Origin of the sequence: Streptomyces sp. NPDC006458, assembly GCF_040612135.1 — a bacterium.
GTDB lineage: Bacteria > Actinomycetota > Actinomycetes > Streptomycetales > Streptomycetaceae > Streptomyces.
The window spans coordinates 72,649-87,893 of sequence record NZ_JBEXPR010000017.1 but is presented as its reverse complement, the minus strand read 5'-3'; the positions used below and the strand labels follow the sequence as shown (position 1 = coordinate 87,893).

Annotated in this window: 11 protein-coding genes; 4 read left to right on the top strand and 7 right to left on the bottom strand. The window is 73.1% G+C overall.

What is annotated here, in order from left to right:
* Nucleotides 1–3 precede the first annotated feature (3 nt).
* A complete protein-coding gene (locus ABZZ79_RS23325; RefSeq protein WP_356691578.1) occupies nt 4–870 on the top strand; it encodes a lamin tail domain-containing protein in 867 nt (288 codons plus the stop codon).
* Between the two features lie 86 nt (nt 871–956).
* On the opposite strand, the gene ABZZ79_RS23320 is transcribed toward ABZZ79_RS23325, so the two are convergent.
* Nucleotides 957–3,074 (bottom strand): peptidoglycan recognition protein, encoded by a 2,118-nt coding sequence (locus ABZZ79_RS23320; RefSeq protein WP_356691771.1) that lies wholly within the window; start codon nt 3,072–3,074, stop codon nt 957–959.
* A 286-nt stretch (nt 3,075–3,360) separates the two neighbouring features.
* On the opposite strand from ABZZ79_RS23320, the gene ABZZ79_RS23315 reads away from it, so the two are divergent.
* A complete protein-coding gene (locus tag ABZZ79_RS23315) occupies nt 3,361–3,486 on the top strand; it encodes a hypothetical protein (protein WP_356691576.1) in 126 nt (41 codons plus the stop codon).
* 58 nt (nt 3,487–3,544) lie between these two features.
* On the opposite strand, the gene ABZZ79_RS23310 is transcribed toward ABZZ79_RS23315, so the two are convergent.
* The 5 genes from ABZZ79_RS23310 to ABZZ79_RS23290 form a co-directional block, all read right to left on the bottom strand.
* Nucleotides 3,545–5,692, bottom strand: a complete 2,148-nt coding sequence (locus ABZZ79_RS23310) for a beta-propeller fold lactonase family protein (RefSeq protein ID WP_356691574.1) — start codon at nt 5,690–5,692, stop codon at nt 3,545–3,547.
* Nucleotides 5,693–6,531: 839 nt separating this feature from the next.
* Entirely contained in the window at nt 6,532–6,957 is a 426-nt protein-coding gene (locus ABZZ79_RS23305; protein WP_356691572.1) for a nuclear transport factor 2 family protein, read from the bottom strand.
* 36 nt (nt 6,958–6,993) lie between these two features.
* Nucleotides 6,994–7,368, bottom strand: a complete 375-nt coding sequence (locus ABZZ79_RS23300; RefSeq protein ID WP_356691570.1) for a metalloregulator ArsR/SmtB family transcription factor — start codon at nt 7,366–7,368, stop codon at nt 6,994–6,996.
* Between the two features lie 58 nt (nt 7,369–7,426).
* Nucleotides 7,427–7,831 carry an anti-sigma factor antagonist gene (locus ABZZ79_RS23295; protein WP_356691568.1) on the bottom strand — a complete coding sequence of 135 codons (405 nt, stop codon included), beginning with the start codon at nt 7,829–7,831 and terminating at the stop codon, nt 7,427–7,429.
* Between the two features lie 132 nt (nt 7,832–7,963).
* Nucleotides 7,964–10,012: an AAA family ATPase gene (locus ABZZ79_RS23290; RefSeq protein ID WP_356691566.1), complete on the bottom strand. Its 2,049-nt coding sequence runs from the start codon at nt 10,010–10,012 to the stop codon at nt 7,964–7,966.
* A 357-nt stretch (nt 10,013–10,369) separates the two neighbouring features.
* On the opposite strand from ABZZ79_RS23290, the gene ABZZ79_RS23285 reads away from it, so the two are divergent.
* Nucleotides 10,370–12,217, top strand: coding sequence for an NAD-binding protein (locus ABZZ79_RS23285; RefSeq protein ID WP_356691769.1), 1,848 nt, complete (start codon nt 10,370–10,372; stop codon nt 12,215–12,217).
* Between the two features lie 257 nt (nt 12,218–12,474).
* Here the strand turns inward: ABZZ79_RS23285 and ABZZ79_RS23280 are convergent, their stop codons facing one another.
* A complete protein-coding gene (locus tag ABZZ79_RS23280) occupies nt 12,475–14,277 on the bottom strand; it encodes a prolyl oligopeptidase family serine peptidase (RefSeq protein WP_356691564.1) in 1,803 nt (600 codons plus the stop codon).
* 125 nt (nt 14,278–14,402) lie between these two features.
* On the opposite strand from ABZZ79_RS23280, the gene ABZZ79_RS23275 reads away from it, so the two are divergent.
* The gene (locus tag ABZZ79_RS23275; RefSeq protein WP_356691562.1) at nt 14,403–15,212 is read left to right on the top strand and encodes an SURF1 family protein; all 810 of its coding nucleotides are present in this window, start codon (nt 14,403–14,405) and stop codon (nt 15,210–15,212) included.
* Nucleotides 15,213–15,245 lie beyond the last annotated feature (33 nt).

Sequence of the window (15,245 nt, the reverse complement as noted above, 5' to 3'; positions counted from 1 at the left end):
ACCATGACCACAGTCGTCACCTCAGGCGTCTTTCCGTCCACCGCTCCGGCCATCTCGCCGGTCAACGGGCTCGGCACCGCCGACGTCCGATGGGGCAGCAGCGGCTCCCAGAGCGGGTACCAGTTCCGCGGTGCGGCCGCGGACGTCCAGCTCGACGGCACCGAGTTCGTCGTCGGTACCTTCGTGCACCGCAATGTGCCCACCACCGTCAGCCCGAGCCAGTTCGACGTCCACCTCACGGTCAACGTCATGTTCGAGGACGGAAGCACCACCGACCTCACCTTCAGCTTCCATCACAACGAGACGCCCAACTCGACCGGCAGCAGTCCCGTGGACGACGACCTGGTCGACCTCCAGGAGTTCATCCACCCGCAGCCCGTCACGATCGGCGGCAAGCAGTACCGGGCGGTCCTGAGCGGGTTCAAGCGGGGCGGCCAGATCGTCCGGCAGTTCCGCAGCCCCGAGGGCGGGATCAACTTCGCCGAGGTCGTCTGCATGTTCACGCTCGACGAGCCCGACGTGATCATCTCCGGCCTGCGCTACCTCGGCACCGGCCAGGGCCAGGCCGACGAGTACGTCGAGATCTTCAACCAGGGCGGCGCGCCGCAGGACCTGACCGGCTGGTTCGTGGAGTCCAGGACCACCGGATACCGCTTCCCCTTCCCCTCGGGGACGGTCATCCAGCCCGGCCAGCGCTACCGCGTCTACACCAACGAGGTCCACCCGGAGTTCGGCGGGTTCTCCTTCGCCTCCACCCAGCAGGTCTGGCGCGACGAGGGCGGCATCGCCCGTCTGGTCGCGGCCGACGGGCACGTCCCGGACCAGTACCCCTATCTCGACAGGGGGTTCAACACGTCCGGCACGCCGTAGCCGGGCCGAAACGCGCTGCCCCCGCGGGCGGGCCGAGGCCTGCGCGCGGGGGCGGCGGCGGGGGGTGAATCAGCCGACGCGGTGCGTCACTTGATGTAGACGAGGCCGTCCGTGGTGATCGTGGGGCGGCCCGTGGTGCCGACGACCACGATCTTGACCGTGTGCTTGGCGCTGGCCGTCCAGGTCTTGGTCCAGATCGCCTGACGGTACAGGGTGGACGTCGACTTCAGGTCGACGGTGCTGACCTTGACGCCGTCGACGTAGACGTAGACCTGGCCGGAGCTGGACGCGCGGGAGACCACCCAGGAGGCGGAGCGGCCGGTGAAGGTCCAGCTGAGGCTGGCGTTCTTCGAGCCGCTGGAGTACGACTTGCCACCGAGGTAGCTGGTGGACGAACGGGCGGTCCAGGTACCGGACTTCACCGCCGAGGTCTCCTGGAGGATGACCGGCGTGTAGGCGGCGGAGGCGGTGAGGGAGTTGCCCGCGTAGTCGCTCGCCTGCATCGACCAGGTGCTCGCCGTGCCGGAGTTGGAGGTACGGCTGGAGGCGGTCGCGGCGGCGCTGAAGGTGGCGGCCGTGGGGGACAGCAGCTTCACCTCGCGCAGCGCCTTGTCGTCGGTCGCCTTCCAGCCGAGGGTCACGGGAACCGCGGTGGTGTTGACCGTGCCGGTGCGCAGGGAGAGCTTCGGGGTGGTGGTGAACGTCGGCGCGGTCGCGTCGGTGTCGACGTTCAGCGCGGCGGTGGTCGTCTCCTTGCCGGACACGTGCACGGCGCGCACGGCCACGGTGTGGCTGCCCGGGGCGAGGGTGATCGCCTTGGCCGTACCGGCGCCCGAGGTGGTGGCGACGACCTGGTTGTCGGCCAGCACCTGGAAGTTCCTGATGAGCGAGGCCGGGGTGGTGCTCGACCAGCGCACGGTGACCGTGCCCTTGGTGTAGTACGTCGACCCCGACGCGGTCGCGCCGCTGAGGGAGGCGACCTTCAGGTTCTGCACCGGGCCGGCCGCCAGGGTGCGGATGGCCGGCAGCTGGGCGTAGAGGGCGTTGCCCGGGCACTCGCTGTTGAAGCCGTCGCGGTGGGCCGAGATCCGGTCGAAGGTGTACTTCGTGCCCGCGGTGAACTGGGTGCCCTTGTAGTTCTTCTGCGTCATACCGGCGTTGAGGTCCACCGTGCCGGCCGGGTCGGCGCCGTACTGGCCGAGCTTCCAGGCCGCCACCCGGGCGACGGAGGTCAGGGCCTCGTTCGAGGCACCGGCGGTGGTGTAGTCACCGAGGACGGAGATACCGGCGGACTCCCGGTTGAAGCCGAAGGTGTGCGCGCCGAGCACGGGCAGGTCGACGCCGCCCTTGCGGCCCTCGTAGATCGTGCCGCACTTGTCGACCAGGAAGTTGTAGCCGATGTCGTTCCAGCCGTTGCCGCCCTGGGACGTGGGCGAGGTGTGGTACGCGTAGATGCCGCGGATGATCGACGTCGACTCGGAGCAGTCGTACGCGGCGCCGGCCGTGTGGTGCACGAACACGGCCTTGACGTCCGCGTTGTACTCCGACGGGTCGGGGCTGAGGTCCTCGTCCGCGCCCCAGTCCGCCCGGGTGAGGATCGGCGGCTTGGGCGCGCTGGACGGCAGCGGGGTCGGCGTCGTCGGCGTGGTGGACGGAGCCGGGGACGGGCTCACCTCCGCGGCGAACGCGGCCGGCTCCGGCTCGCTCACCTTCGTCTCAGCGGTGGTCACCACGCCGGGGTCGACGAGGCTGACCTCAAGTCCCTTGGGGAGCGCTCCCGTGGTGCCGTCCTCGTGGAGGACCTGGACCTCGACGCCGTCGGAGGGGCCGACCCACAGCGGCTCGGACCCGCCGCGCATGTCCTCCTCGGGCTGCTCCGGCGGGGCGACGTCGAGCCCGAGGTCGTGCCACGCGCTCCAGTCGCCGGTCTCCAGGTCGCGGGTGCGCACCTGCGCCCTGCCGTCGAGCTCCTTGGTGACCCCCGTCCAGGTCACGCCGACGAGGGAGAACTGCTCGGTCTCGGTGCGCGGCAGTTCCCGCTTGCCGCCGCTGGTCCCCTTCAGGGCCAGCTGATAGATCTTCACCGGCCGCTTGGCCCGGCCGGTGTCCTGGTGCTCGGAGGAGGGGCTGGCCATGGCGTAGCCCACCACACCCCCTCCGCCCAGAACCACCGCACCGAGCGTCAACCATGCCCGCCGTTTCAGGCTCAGCGGTGTGTAGGCATGCCGCTTGCGTCGACTCACGACGAAATCCACCCCAAAGACGGCCGCTACGGGCCACATAGATCACTTGAGCCACACCCGTCTCAGCAGTGGCTCAATTCATTTCAGCGTGCAACTGTCTCTGGATGTCGCAGGGAATTCCCGCAAGGTGGCGAAGATCACGTGCAAGTTGCCGACTGGGCCCGACTGTGCGGTGATTGAGCCCGATATGGCAGCCCCTGAGAATCCGAGGCCCCGGTCTCGGCTCCACGGTGTCGTGCTCCGGGGCATGTCAGACGGGCCCTGGTCGAGGGCCGACGCCGAGCGGAACCGGGCGGTGGCGACGCGGTACGAGAAACTCGCGGTGCGGTTCGAAGCCGTCGTCGTGGTGGCATCGATCGAGGAATGGTTGTGAGCGCGCTCGTGGCCTGGCGGAGGTGATCCGCCAGGCCACCGGTGCTCGGTCTGTGGGGTCAGCAGCTGGTGGTGGTGTCCCCGGTGTCCACGGTGCAGGTGTCGGCGCCGAGGCCGGCGTTGGCGGTGTCGCCGCCGGTGTTGTCCTGGACGTCGATGGCGTCGTTTCCGACGCCGCCGCTCATGGTGTCGGTGCCGTCGGTGTCGATGAGGGCGTCGTTGCCGTTCTGGCCGTCGAGGTCGTCGTTGCCGGGGCCGCCGTAGATGTGGTCGTTGCCGTTGTCGAAGAGGTAGAGCAGGGAGCCGAGGAGGGTCTCGCCGTAGTTGGTGTCGTTGCCCGCCTCGCCGTAGAGGTAGTCGGCGCCGTTGCCGCCTCCCATGATGTCGTTGCCGGCGCCGCCGTAGAGGGTGTCGTCGCCGTTGCCTCCGTCGACGGTGTCGTCGCCGGAGCCGGCGTAGACCGTGTCGTTGTTGTTGCCGCCGTTGATCGTGTCGTTGCCGCCCAGGCCGCAGATGACGTCGGCGCCGTTGGTGCCGTTCAGCGTGTCGTTGCCGGGAGTGCCGGTGATGGTGCAGCCGTGGCCGTTGGCAACGGTGGTGTTCTCCGTGTCGGAGTTGTTGGCGGGCGTGGAGTCTGCGACGGCCGAGGTGGTGGTGCCGGTGGCGGTGAGCGTGCCGGTCACACCCGGTTCGACCACCACGGTGATCGTCGCGGACGCGGTGTTGCCCAGGGTGCCGAGCGTGCAGCTCACGGTCGGCGCGCTGACGGTGCACGAGCCCTGGGAGGACGTCGCGGACACGATGGCGGCCGCGGAGCCGGACAGAGTCAGGGCGGCGGTGGCCGAAGTGGCGGCGGCGGAGCCGTTGTTGATGACGGTGTGGGTGTAGGTGAGCGTGTCGCCGAGCGCGGCCGGGTCGGCCGACTCGGTGACGACGGAGGCCAGGTCGGCGTCGGGCGCCAGGTAGGTGAACCGGTCGGCAGTGCTGGTCGCGCTGGTCCCGGTCGGGGTGGTCACCTGGACGTCGACGGTGCCGGCGGCGTGCGCGGGCGAGGTGGCGGTGCAGGCCGTGGCCGAGCACGACACAGCGGTTGCGGCGGTGCCGCCGAAGGTGACGGCGGTGGCGGCGGCCAGGTCGGTCCCGGTGACGGTGACCGCGGTGCCGCCGGCCGTCGGGCCCGAGGCGGGGCTGATCGCGGTGACGGCCGGCGCCGGGGTGGCGGGCGCGAACTGGATCACGTCGAGGCTGTCGGCGCCACTGAACTGGTTGTTGACGGCGTAGCCGCGGGTGCCGGACGGGTTGAGCGCGAGGGTGGTCGGGCTGCTCCCGATCGGGGCGGTCCCGGTGACCGAGTTCGTGGCGGTGTCGATCGTGGACAGGGTGTTGTCGCCGACGTTGGTCACGTACGCGGTCGTGCCGTCGGGGGTGAACGCCACGCCATTGGGCGCGTTGCCGGTGGTGATCGTGGCGGTGGCGGTCAGCGTGGCGAGGTCGACGGCGGTGACGATGGTCCGGTTGGAGTGGGTGACGTACGCGGTCGTGCTGTCGGGGCTGATGGCGAGCGCGAACGGCATCTCGCTCATCGACAGGGTCGAGGCCACCGCGTGAGTGGTGGTGTCGATGGCGGTGAGGGTGTCACCGGACTGGGTGACCACGTACGCGGCCGCGCCGTCGGGGCTGACCGCGACGTTGCGGGGGAAGTCGTTGACGGGCACGGACGCCGTGACGGTGTTGGTGGCGGTGTCGATGACCTTCACCGACGCGCTGGAGTACGTGCCGTCGGCGACGTAGACCTCGGTGCCGTCGGGGGTGATCGCCAGCCCTGACGGCTCGCCGATCCCGGTGATGGTGGCGGTGGTGGCGCCGGTGGCCGCGGTGACGACGCGCACGGTGCCGTCGCCGCGGTTGGCGACGTAGAGGGTGGAGCTGTCGGGGCTGACCGCGATGCCGGTGGGCTCGTTGCCGACGGTGATCGGCGTGCCCAGGGTGTCGGTGGCGGTGTTCAGGACGCTCACCGTCGTACCGACCGGGTCGAACATGCCGCCGCCGGTGTTGCTGACGTACACGTGGGCGCCGTCCGGGGCCACGGCCAGGTACTCCGGGTTGTCGCCCAGCGCCACGCTCGCGATCACGGTCGGGGCGGCGGCCGCCGGCGAGGCGCCCAGGACGGTGAGGCCCAGCGTGGCGAGCGCGAACGCGCTCGCCACGGCTGTCCGTTGGCGCCGGCGCGCGCGGGCAGAGCGTAACGGGCTGGTCGACGTCATCGAAGGTCCTCCTGGAAGGGCCGTACCCGGCGGCAGGACCCGGGCGGCCCTGTCAACCGCCGACGTACGGTCGCACACGACCCCCGGCAGTCCGCCCTCCGGCAGGGAGCACCGGGGGCCGCGCGAGGCATCGGTGCCAACCCTCGCGGCCCGGCACCGGCGTCGCGGTCGAAACCGGCAGACACGGCCTGAAAGCCCCTGCCGACGACCGAATCACCGCACTCCGGATCCCCTGTTCGATAGCACACGATCCTCTTGCATCACATCTGCCTCACCAGGCACAGGCCGGCAGGCGCGTAGGAACGCTGACGCACAGGAAAAGCCCCGCGGTCAGCCGCACCGTAGCGATCGCGGGCACCGCCGCAACAGCACTCGGGGCTCTTGTCCCACCGGCAGGCCCACTACGGAGCATCTGGCGTGGCCGCCCTGCCTTCCGGCTCGGCACGCTGCCATCGCCGACGGCCCTCCTTCCCCTGGCGGAATCTGAAAAACACGGCCTAGCCGGGCGACGATAAGGAGGCCGCGGCCAGCCTCGTCGAAGACGCGGGCGCGGCGCAGGTGGGACGTGGTGTTGCTGTCGCGCCGCGCGGATCGGCCACGGCGGGCCGGTACCGCCTCGCCGGTGCCGGGCCGGGGGCCGTTCATTACGGTGGGGCACGAGGGCCTTTCTGGTCGCCGGTGCAGATGTCTCAATCCACACCAGGCCAGAAGGCCCTCACCCATTCCAAGATCTCTCAGCCGAGACCTGGACCACCCGTCCACAACCTCCCGGGACAGAACACCTAGGCCTCAGGCAGCAGCCCCACCTGCTCCAGGAACTCCATCTGGTCGTAGTACACCCGGTAACTGACGATGTGGTCGTCACGGACCGTCGCCAGGTCCACACCGCGGAGTCGGACGCGCTTGCCCGTCGCGGGGAGGGTCTCACCCGAAGGGAGTTGCAGGGGGCCGGTGTTGGTGCCGGTGTAGTAGCCCTCGTCGACCGCCGTGTCGCCGATCTCGTAGGCGTGGACCGACTCGTAGGTCCCGTCGGGTACGGCCGTCGTCATCTGACGCCACCACTCGACGATGTCGCCGCGGTTGTGGAACTCGCCCTCGGGGGTTTGGGCCACGGCGTCCTCGGCGTAGAGCTCTGCCACGGCCTTCAGGTCCGGTGGGTCGGTGACCGCCTCGGTGAGCCGGTCCATGAGTTCACGCGCCTGTCCCATGATGTCCGCCTTCCGCCGGGAGGATCACCTCTCCCATCATCCCACCGGGCGCGCCGCCCCGTCCGGGTCCCGGCCGCCGTCCGTCTGGGTCGCGCGCAGGTCCGCGAGGAGCTCGGCCTGACCGGCGAGGACACCGGAGAGGATGGTGCGGGCCACCGTGAGCAGCTCGGCCACGTGCGGGTCGGTCAGCGAGTAGTGGACGTTCGAGCCCTCCTTGCGGGAGATCACCAGGTTGGCCCGGCGCAGCACGGCGAGCTGCTGGGACAGGTGGGCGGGCTCGATGCCGACGCGCGGCAGCAGCTCGGCGACCGCGTGCTCGCGCTCGCTGAGCAGCTCCAGGACGCGGATGCGGGCCGGATGGCCGAGCGTCTTGAAGAACTCGGCCTTCAGTTGGTACAGCGGTGTGCTCATCGAGCCGTGCCCCCCTCGGCGGCGCGTCCGCGCCGCCCTCCCCCGTGCGTCACATCTGTCACTCGACCTTCCAGCCGTCCGTACGCCACTCCTGCTGCGGCCCGGTGTTCTCGTCCGGCCCGCCCGGGCGGACGTGCACCGCGAGCGCAGCGGTCAGGTCGCAGTGGACGGGGATGTCCGGGCCCTCACCGGCCGGGACCAGGGAACCGTCGGCGGGGATCGCGGCCAGTTCCAGGCGGCGTCCCGCCTCGGCCAGCCTGCGCGCGGCGTCCGTGATGGCGACCTGCCCCTCGGCCGACCAGTTGCGCAGGTCCCCGAGGTCCAGGATGACCGGGCCGGAGCCCCGGGCGACCACCCAGCCGACCGCGCCCGTGAAGCGCCTTACGGCCTCCGGGCCCAGGTATCCGGCGACGGAAAGTATGCCGAGATCCTGTTCGACGGTGTAACGCCACTCGATCGTCATATAGGTGAACTTCCCTCTGTCGTCCGCCCGACCTGCGCCCTCACAGCAGTCGCGGCGGCCCACAGCGGCCACCGCGACTCGTGCGCGCCCGTGGCTACCGGAACGGACGGGCGCGGCTCCCTCAGCATGTAATCAATTGCCAATTTTCGCAATTGCCCATCCGCGGGCCGGACGCGGCGTCGGGATGAAGGGGACACGGTCCCGGCCCGCCGTGCCGGACTCGATGTCGGCGATCAGCCCGTGCAGCGCGGCCCGGCCGTGCGGGGCGGGCAGCGGTGCGGGCAGCTCCGTGTCCCATGCCGCGAGCGCCCGCCGGGCCCGCTGCCAGGCGCGGCCGCGCCGGCCGTGCCGGTGGTCGACGAAGGCACGGGCGTAGCGGGCGAGCAGACAGGCCCAGGAGTCCTCCCGCACGTCCGGGTGGGACAGCGCGCGGCGGGCGCTGCGCCGGGCGGCGACCGGGTCGAAGGCGGCCTCGGCCACCGCGAGCGCGGCGAGGCTGACGGCGGCCGACGGTCCGCCCGGGGCGTGCGGCGGGACGGTGTCGGCCGCCTCGCGGAAGTGCGCGGCGGCGGCCACCGGGTCGCCGTCGCGCAGCGCGAGCATGCCCTGCACATGCGCGATACGGCCGAGCGCGGCGTCGTCCCCGGCCAGCATCGCGGCGGGCCAGGCGCGGCCCAGCAGGGAACGGGCCGCGCGCGGGTCGCCGGGAGCGGTGAGCCAGGCCGCCAGCCACCGGGCGCGCACCGCCAGCGGGCTGTCCTCCTCGCACCGCCCGAGCAGGGTGAGCAGCAGGTCCCGGCCCGGCTCCGCGTGGTCGTAGACCACCCACCAGAACCACAGCGCCACGACCGCCTCCAGGACCGCCGGGGTGTGCTCGGGCCGCTCCAGCGCGTGCCGTGCCACGGCCATCAGGTCGTCCTGCTCCTCGGCCAGCAGCCGTACGGCCTGCCGCTGCGAGCCCGCGCCCCACAGGTCCTCGGCGACCTCGGCGGTCCGCCGGGCGTGGGTGACCAGCCGCTCCACGGCGATCGGGAACTCCCCCGCCGCGCGCAGCCGTTCCCGGCCGAAGTCGCGGGCCGCCGCGGCCATCCGGTAGCGCGGGCGGTGCACCCCGCCGGGGTCGCCCTCCGGCCGCAGGACGCCGATCGCCGCGAGCCGTGCCAGAGCGCCGGGCACCTGGTGCGGCGCCACACCTCCGCCCGCGCACAGGAACACCGCGGCCGACTCGGTGAACGAGCCCGGGAAGACGGCGGCCCGCGCCCACACCACCCGCACCGGCCGGTCGTGCAGCGCGTACGCCGAGCCGATCGCCGCGCGTAGGGAGCGGTGGCGGCGCGGGGCGTTCGGCCGGCCGCCGGACAGCCAGCACTGGTGGCGGCGCAGCAGCCGGGCGAGCTCCGCCGCGCAGTGCCGCCCGGTCTGCCCGGCCGCCAGCTCGATCGCCAGCGGTACGCCCTCCAGCAGCCGGCAGACCTCGCGCACGGCGGACAGGTCGTACGGGCCCCTGCCGCGTGCCCGCGCCAGGAACAACCGCACCGCCGGGGAACGGCCGCCCTCGCCGTCCCGTGCCTCGGTGCGCAGCGGGGCCAGCCGCAGCACCCGCTCCTCGCCCAGCCCGAGCGCGGCCCGCGAGGTGACCAGCACCCGTGCCTCGGGCACGGCCATGAGCAGCCGCTGCACCAGCCCGGCGCACTCGGTGTGGACGGGGTCGACGTCGTCGAGGAGGAGCAGCACCTGGCCTCCGCGAGCGGCGGCGCGCACGGCACGGGCGACGTCGGCGGGAGCGGGTGTCCCCGGACCGGCCGGCACCCGTACGGCACCGGCCCCCGGCCCTCGCGGGCCGTCCGGGGTGCGGGTCCACGGCCCGGCGGCCCCGCGCCGCGAGCGCGCCTGCCGCGCCGCCCGCACCAGTTCCGCCGCCAGGGCCCCGGCGGGCGCGTTCGCGCCCCCGGGCGCGCGCACCCGGACGATCCGGCGCCGGGGGCCGTCCGGCAGGCCGGCGCACACCGCCGCGGCGAGCGCGCTCTTGCCGACGCCTACCGGGCCGGTGACCGTCACCAGCCGGTGGACGGACAGGAGTTCGCGCAGCAGGGCCGTCTCCCCGTCCCGGCCGACCGGTTCCCCGGTGCGGTGGGCGTCGGAGGCGGGCGGGCGGTCGGGGCCGTCGGCGCAAGTCCACACTGTTCGTCACTCCCGTTGCGTGCCAGGCGCGCTCCCGCTGTCGCGACGACGGGGTGCAGAACCGTTACTGCGCACCGATGCCGGACACCGTCGGACGCGAACCGGCTTCACATCCCACGCCATGGCAACCCCAACGCGCCACGCGCACACCGGGTGGCGCGCACCCGCCCGGGATCACACGCCGAGACGAAGGGTCGAACCTTCGTGCACGAGATCCTCCGCCCAGACCGCCGCGCGGCACGTGCCCGGCGCCGAGGTCGTCCGGTGTCCGCTGCAACCACCGCCGCGGATAGGGCAGTCTGTCCTTTCGTGGGGAGCGTTCCGAACCAGAGCGCGCCGGGAGGCGCGAGCGGGCAGATGGTGGTGTGCGGCGACGACGGTCTCGCCCACCGGCTCGCCACCGAACTGCGCGTCGTCTACGGCGAACAGGTCACGCTCGTCGTGCCGCCGGCCGGGCGCCGGGTGCGCCAGCCGGTCGTCGGCCGCGCCCGCGCGGCCTCCGCGGCCCTGCTGGACCGCATGGTCAACGCGGCCCGGGGCAACGGCGACAGCGGCGCCGCCGAGCGTGTGGTGGAGGCCGGGGAGCCGACCGAGACGGTGCTGGCCGAGGCGGGCGTGGACCGCGCGGCGGCGCTCGCCCTCGTGTACGACGACGACGAGACCAACATCCGCGCGGCCCTGACCGCACGCCGGCTGAACCCGCGCCTGCGGCTCGTGCTCCGGCTCTACAACCGGCGGCTGGGCCAGCACATCGAGGAACTCCTCGACCAGGCGGCCGCGTTGGCGGCCGGTGCCGCCTCCGACGACCCGGGCGCCCCCTCCACGGTCGTCCTCTCCGACGCCGACACGGCCGCCCCCGCGCTGGCCGCCACGGCACTGGCCGGCACCAGCAAGGTCGTCCAGACCGAGGGCCTCGTGCTGCGGGCCGTGGAACGGCCGCCGCCCGGCCCCGGGGAGGTCGCCGACCCGGGCCTCGCCACCCTCGCGCTGCTCTCCGCGACCAGCAACGACCCCGCGGGGGCGGACGGTTCGGAGGGCAGCGGCGAGCAGGGGCCGCGGCTGCTGCCCGACGCGGCGGCGGTCCGGGACGCGACCGGCCGCGGGACGGTCGTCCTGGAGCAGGTGTCCTACTCCGGCGTCCCCGGCACGGCCTCCGGACTGACCGGCGTACGGTCCTTCGCCTCCCTCTTCTCCCGCCGGCTGCGCTGGTCGCTCGCCGGGGTCGTGGGCTGTGTGCTGGCCCTGGCGGTCGCGCTCACCGTCCTCACCGGCGACCATCCGCTGCACGCGACGTACGTGACCCTGCTGGACCTGTTCGCCATCAACGAGCCCGCGCTGAACCAGTCCACGGGCCGCCAGATCCTCCAGCTCCTGACAGGCCTGCTGGGGCTGCTGCTCCTTCCCGTGCTGCTCGCGGCCGTCCTGGAGGCGCTCGGCACGTTCCGCAGTACGTCAGGGCTGCGCAGGCCTCCGCGCGGGCTGGGCGGGCACGTGGTGCTGCTCGGGCTCGGCAAGATCGGGGCCCGGGTGCTGATCCGGCTGCGGGAGCTGGGCATCCCCGTGGTCTGCGTCGAGGCCGATCCCGAGGCGCGGGGGCTCGCGGTGGCGCGGCGGCTGCGGGTGCCGGTGGTGCTCGGGGACGTCACGCAGGAGGGCGTGCTGGAGGCGGCCAAGGTGCATCGGGCGCATGCGCTGCTCGCGCTGACCAGCGTCGACACCACGAATCTGGAGGCCGCGCTGTACGCCCGTTCGCTGCGGCCCGATCTGCGGGCGGTGCTGCGGCTGTACGACGACGACTTCGCCACGGCCGTGTACCGGACCCTGCGGGCGGCCCATCCGCAGGCGCTGACGCGCAGCCGGAGCGTCACCCACCTTGCCGCGCCCTCGTTCGCCGGGGCGATGTTCGGGCGGCAGATCCTCGGGGCGATTCCCGTCGAGCGGCGGGTGCTGCTGTTCGCCGCGCTGGAGGTGTCCGGGCATCGGCAGCTGGAGGGGCGGACCGTGAGGGAGGCCTTCCGGCCCGGGGCCTGGCGGGTGCTGGCCCTGGACACGCGCGCGGGCACCGAGGACGCGCCCGGCGCCGGGCTGGTCTGGGACCTGCCCGACGAGTACGTCCTCGGCCCCCACGACCGCGTCGTCCTCGCGGCCACCCGCCGCGGCCTCGCGGAACTCCTGGGCCGCCGAAGCCGCGAGCGAACAGGCTGAGGCAGGGCGTTGCAGCGCCCCGCGCCGCGAGGGTGCCGCCGCGCCCACCCGTGCCGCCCCAGGCGGCACGCATGCCCGCAGCGACAGCCCCCCACGCACACCAGCCACCCCAAGGGGCGCGAGGAACTGCGCAACCAGCCCCCCAAGAGGCGCGGCCCGCAGCCGAACCACACACCCCAACCACCCCAAGGGGCGCGGGGAACTGCGCGAACGCCCACCGTCGGCCCGCGGCCGGGCCACTCAGGTCGGTGACCCCGTTACACGGACTGCCCGCCCAAGTGCGCCGCCGCGAACTCCAGTTCCAGCCGAACCTGCTTGATGCGCTCGTCGACGACCAGGGAACCGTGCCCGGCGTCGTAGCGGTACACCTCGTGCACCGCCCCCCGGGCCTCCAGCCGCTTGACATAGTTGTCGATCTGCCGGATCGGGCAGCGGGGATCGTTCACCCCGGCCGAGATGTACACGGGAGCCTTGACCCGGTCGACGTACGTCAGAGGCGAGGACGCCTCGTACCGCTCGGGCACCTCCTCAGGGGTACCGCCCAGCAGCGTACGGTCCATCGCCTTCAGCGCCTCCATCTCGTCGTGGTACGCCGTGACGTAGTCCGCGACGGGCACGACCGCGATCCCGAGGGCCCACGCGTCGGGCTGCGTACCGAGACCGAGGAGCGTGAGGTACCCGCCCCAGGAACCCCCGGTGAGGACCAGCCGGGCCGGGTCGGCGAGACCGGAGGCCACCGCCCACTCGCGCACCGCGGCGATGTCCTCCAGCTCGATCAGCCCGACCCGGTGCTTCAGCGCGTCCGTCCAGGCCCGCCCGTAGCCCGTGGAGCCCCGGTAGTTGACGCGCACGACGGCGTACCCGTGGTCCACCCAGGCCGCCGGACCCGCCGCGAAGGAGTCGCTGTCGTGCCAGGTCGGCCCGCCGTGGATGTCGAACACGGTCGGCAGCGGACCCGTCGCACCCGCCGGCTTCTGGACCAGGGCGTGGATACGGCCGCCGGGCCCCTCCACCCACACGTCCTCCACCGCAACCGAGCCGGGCGACCGCGGCCCCGGCGGGTCGAGGACGATCCCGCCGGACGTCGAGCGCACGGCGGAGGGCTGCGCCGCCGAGGACCACAGGTACTCCACACTGCCGTCCGGGCGCGCGGTGGCACCCGACACCGTGCCGGGCGGGGTGTCCACCCGCTCCAGCGCCCGGCTCGCGAGGTCGTAGCGCAGCAGCTCGCTGCGGGCCTCGAAGCCGTGCGCGATGAGCAGCCCGCTGCCGTCCGGGTACCACTCGGCGCTCACGTCACCGGGCAGGTCCAGCACGAGGTCGGTCTCCTCGCCCGAGACCACGTCCCACACCAGCGGCTCCCAGCGGCCCCGCCGCTGATGCCCGACGAGCAGCCGGGTGTCCCCCTCGACCGGGGCGAAGCCCAGCACCTCAAGGCCCAGCTCGACGGTGCCGCCCTTGGTGTCGTCCAGCTCGGCGACGGTCGTACCGTCCAGGCGCATCACCCGCAGCGCCGAGTGCATGGCGTCGCCGTGCTCGGTGTGCTCAAGGGCGAGCAGCGTGCCGTCGTGGGAGAGGTCGCCGACGCCGGCGGACTCGCGGTGCCGGTAGATCTCCACCGGCGCCCCGCCTGCCCGCGCGAGGTGGACGGTCGTGCCGTCCTCGTCCGTGGACCGCCCGACCACCGCGGTCGCGCCGTCCCGCCCGAGGGCCAGCCCCGCGGGATAGGAGGCCTCAAGACCCGGTACGGCGATCTCGTCGGCCCCGCCCTCGAAGGGCTGCCGCCGCCAGACGCCGAACTCGTCGCCGTCCTTGTCGTCGAACCACCAGATCCAGGCGCCGTCCGGGGTGAGCACACCGTCCGTGGTGCCGTTGGGCCGGTCGGTGACCTGGCGCTGACCGCCGGTCGACCGGTCCCAGGCGTACAGCTCGTACGTCCCCGTCGCGTTCGAGACGAACAGGGAACGGTCGGGGGCGTCCTCGGCCCAGTCGGGCAGGGAGACACGCGGTGCGCGGAACCGCTTCTCCCACTGGGGCATGGCTTCTGCGTCGCTGCTCATGGCCCTATCAAACCCGAGATCAGTACCCCTCCACACCACCTGGGTGATCAGGACCTCGCTGAATCGCGCGGAGCGTCCCGACCCCGCGACCGGTGCCCCCGCCCCGGCCCCGTACCGTGGAAGGCGTGTACCGGTTCCTGCTGACGCCCCGCTGGTGGGGGATCAACGTCTTCGTGCTGCTCGCCATCCCGTTCTGCGTGTTCATGGGCTCCTGGCAGCTGGGCCGGTTCGAGGAGCGGCTGGACAGCCACCGCAACGCGGGCGAGCAGGCCGAGGCGGACCGGCGGCAGCAGGCCCGGCCGCTGGCCGAGCTGTTGCCCGTGGACAAGGCGACCTCCGGCGACCAGACCACCGCCTCCGGCCGCTACGCCGACCAGCTGCTGGTCCCGGACCGCGAACTGGACGGCAGGCGCGGGTACTACGTGCTGACGCTGCTGCGCCCCGACGAGGGCGGCAAGGCCCTGCCCGTGGTGCGTGGCTGGCTGCCCGGGACGCCCGACCCCGCGAAGGCCCCGGCCCCGCCGTCCGGCGGGATCACCGTCACCGGCGCGCTCCAGGCCTCGGAGACGCCCGGCGACAACGGCGTGAGCGCCCGTGGCGGCCTGCCGTCCGGGCAGACCGCGGCGATCAGCTCGGCCTCGCTGGTCAACCTCGTGCCGTACGGCGTCGAGGACGCGTTCGTCACCCTCAACGAGGGCGACTCGGGCATGACGGCCGTCCCTCCGAGGGCTGCGGCGCAGACCGGCCTGGACGCGAAGGCGTTCCAGAACCTCGGCTACACCGCCGAGTGGTTCGTCTTCGCCGGCTTCGTCGTCTTCATGTGGTTCCGGCTGCTGCGCCGCGAGGGGGAGGCGGCGCGCGACGCGGCGATGGGGCTGCTGCCGGAGGAGCCGCGTTCCGCGGCCGCTCCCGACACCCAGGACGTCCCGGCGTAGACCTTCCGGCACAGGACGTCCCGACGAAGACCG

Coding starts and splice junctions, on each gene's coding strand:
- ABZZ79_RS23300 (WP_356691570.1), bottom strand. CDS start 7,368: ATGAGCACACCGCTGTACCAACTGAAGGCCGAGTTCTTCAAGACGCTC.
- ABZZ79_RS23285 (WP_356691769.1), top strand. CDS start 10,370: ATGGTGGTGTGCGGCGACGACGGTCTCGCCCACCGGCTCGCCACCGAA.
- ABZZ79_RS23325 (WP_356691578.1), top strand. CDS start 4: ATGACCACAGTCGTCACCTCAGGCGTCTTTCCGTCCACCGCTCCGGCC.
- ABZZ79_RS23315 (WP_356691576.1), top strand. CDS start 3,361: ATGTCAGACGGGCCCTGGTCGAGGGCCGACGCCGAGCGGAACCGGGCG.
- ABZZ79_RS23295 (WP_356691568.1), bottom strand. CDS start 7,831: ATGACGATCGAGTGGCGTTACACCGTCGAACAGGATCTCGGCATACTT.
- ABZZ79_RS23280 (WP_356691564.1), bottom strand. CDS start 14,277: ATGAGCAGCGACGCAGAAGCCATGCCCCAGTGGGAGAAGCGGTTCCGC.
- ABZZ79_RS23305 (WP_356691572.1), bottom strand. CDS start 6,957: ATGGGACAGGCGCGTGAACTCATGGACCGGCTCACCGAGGCGGTCACC.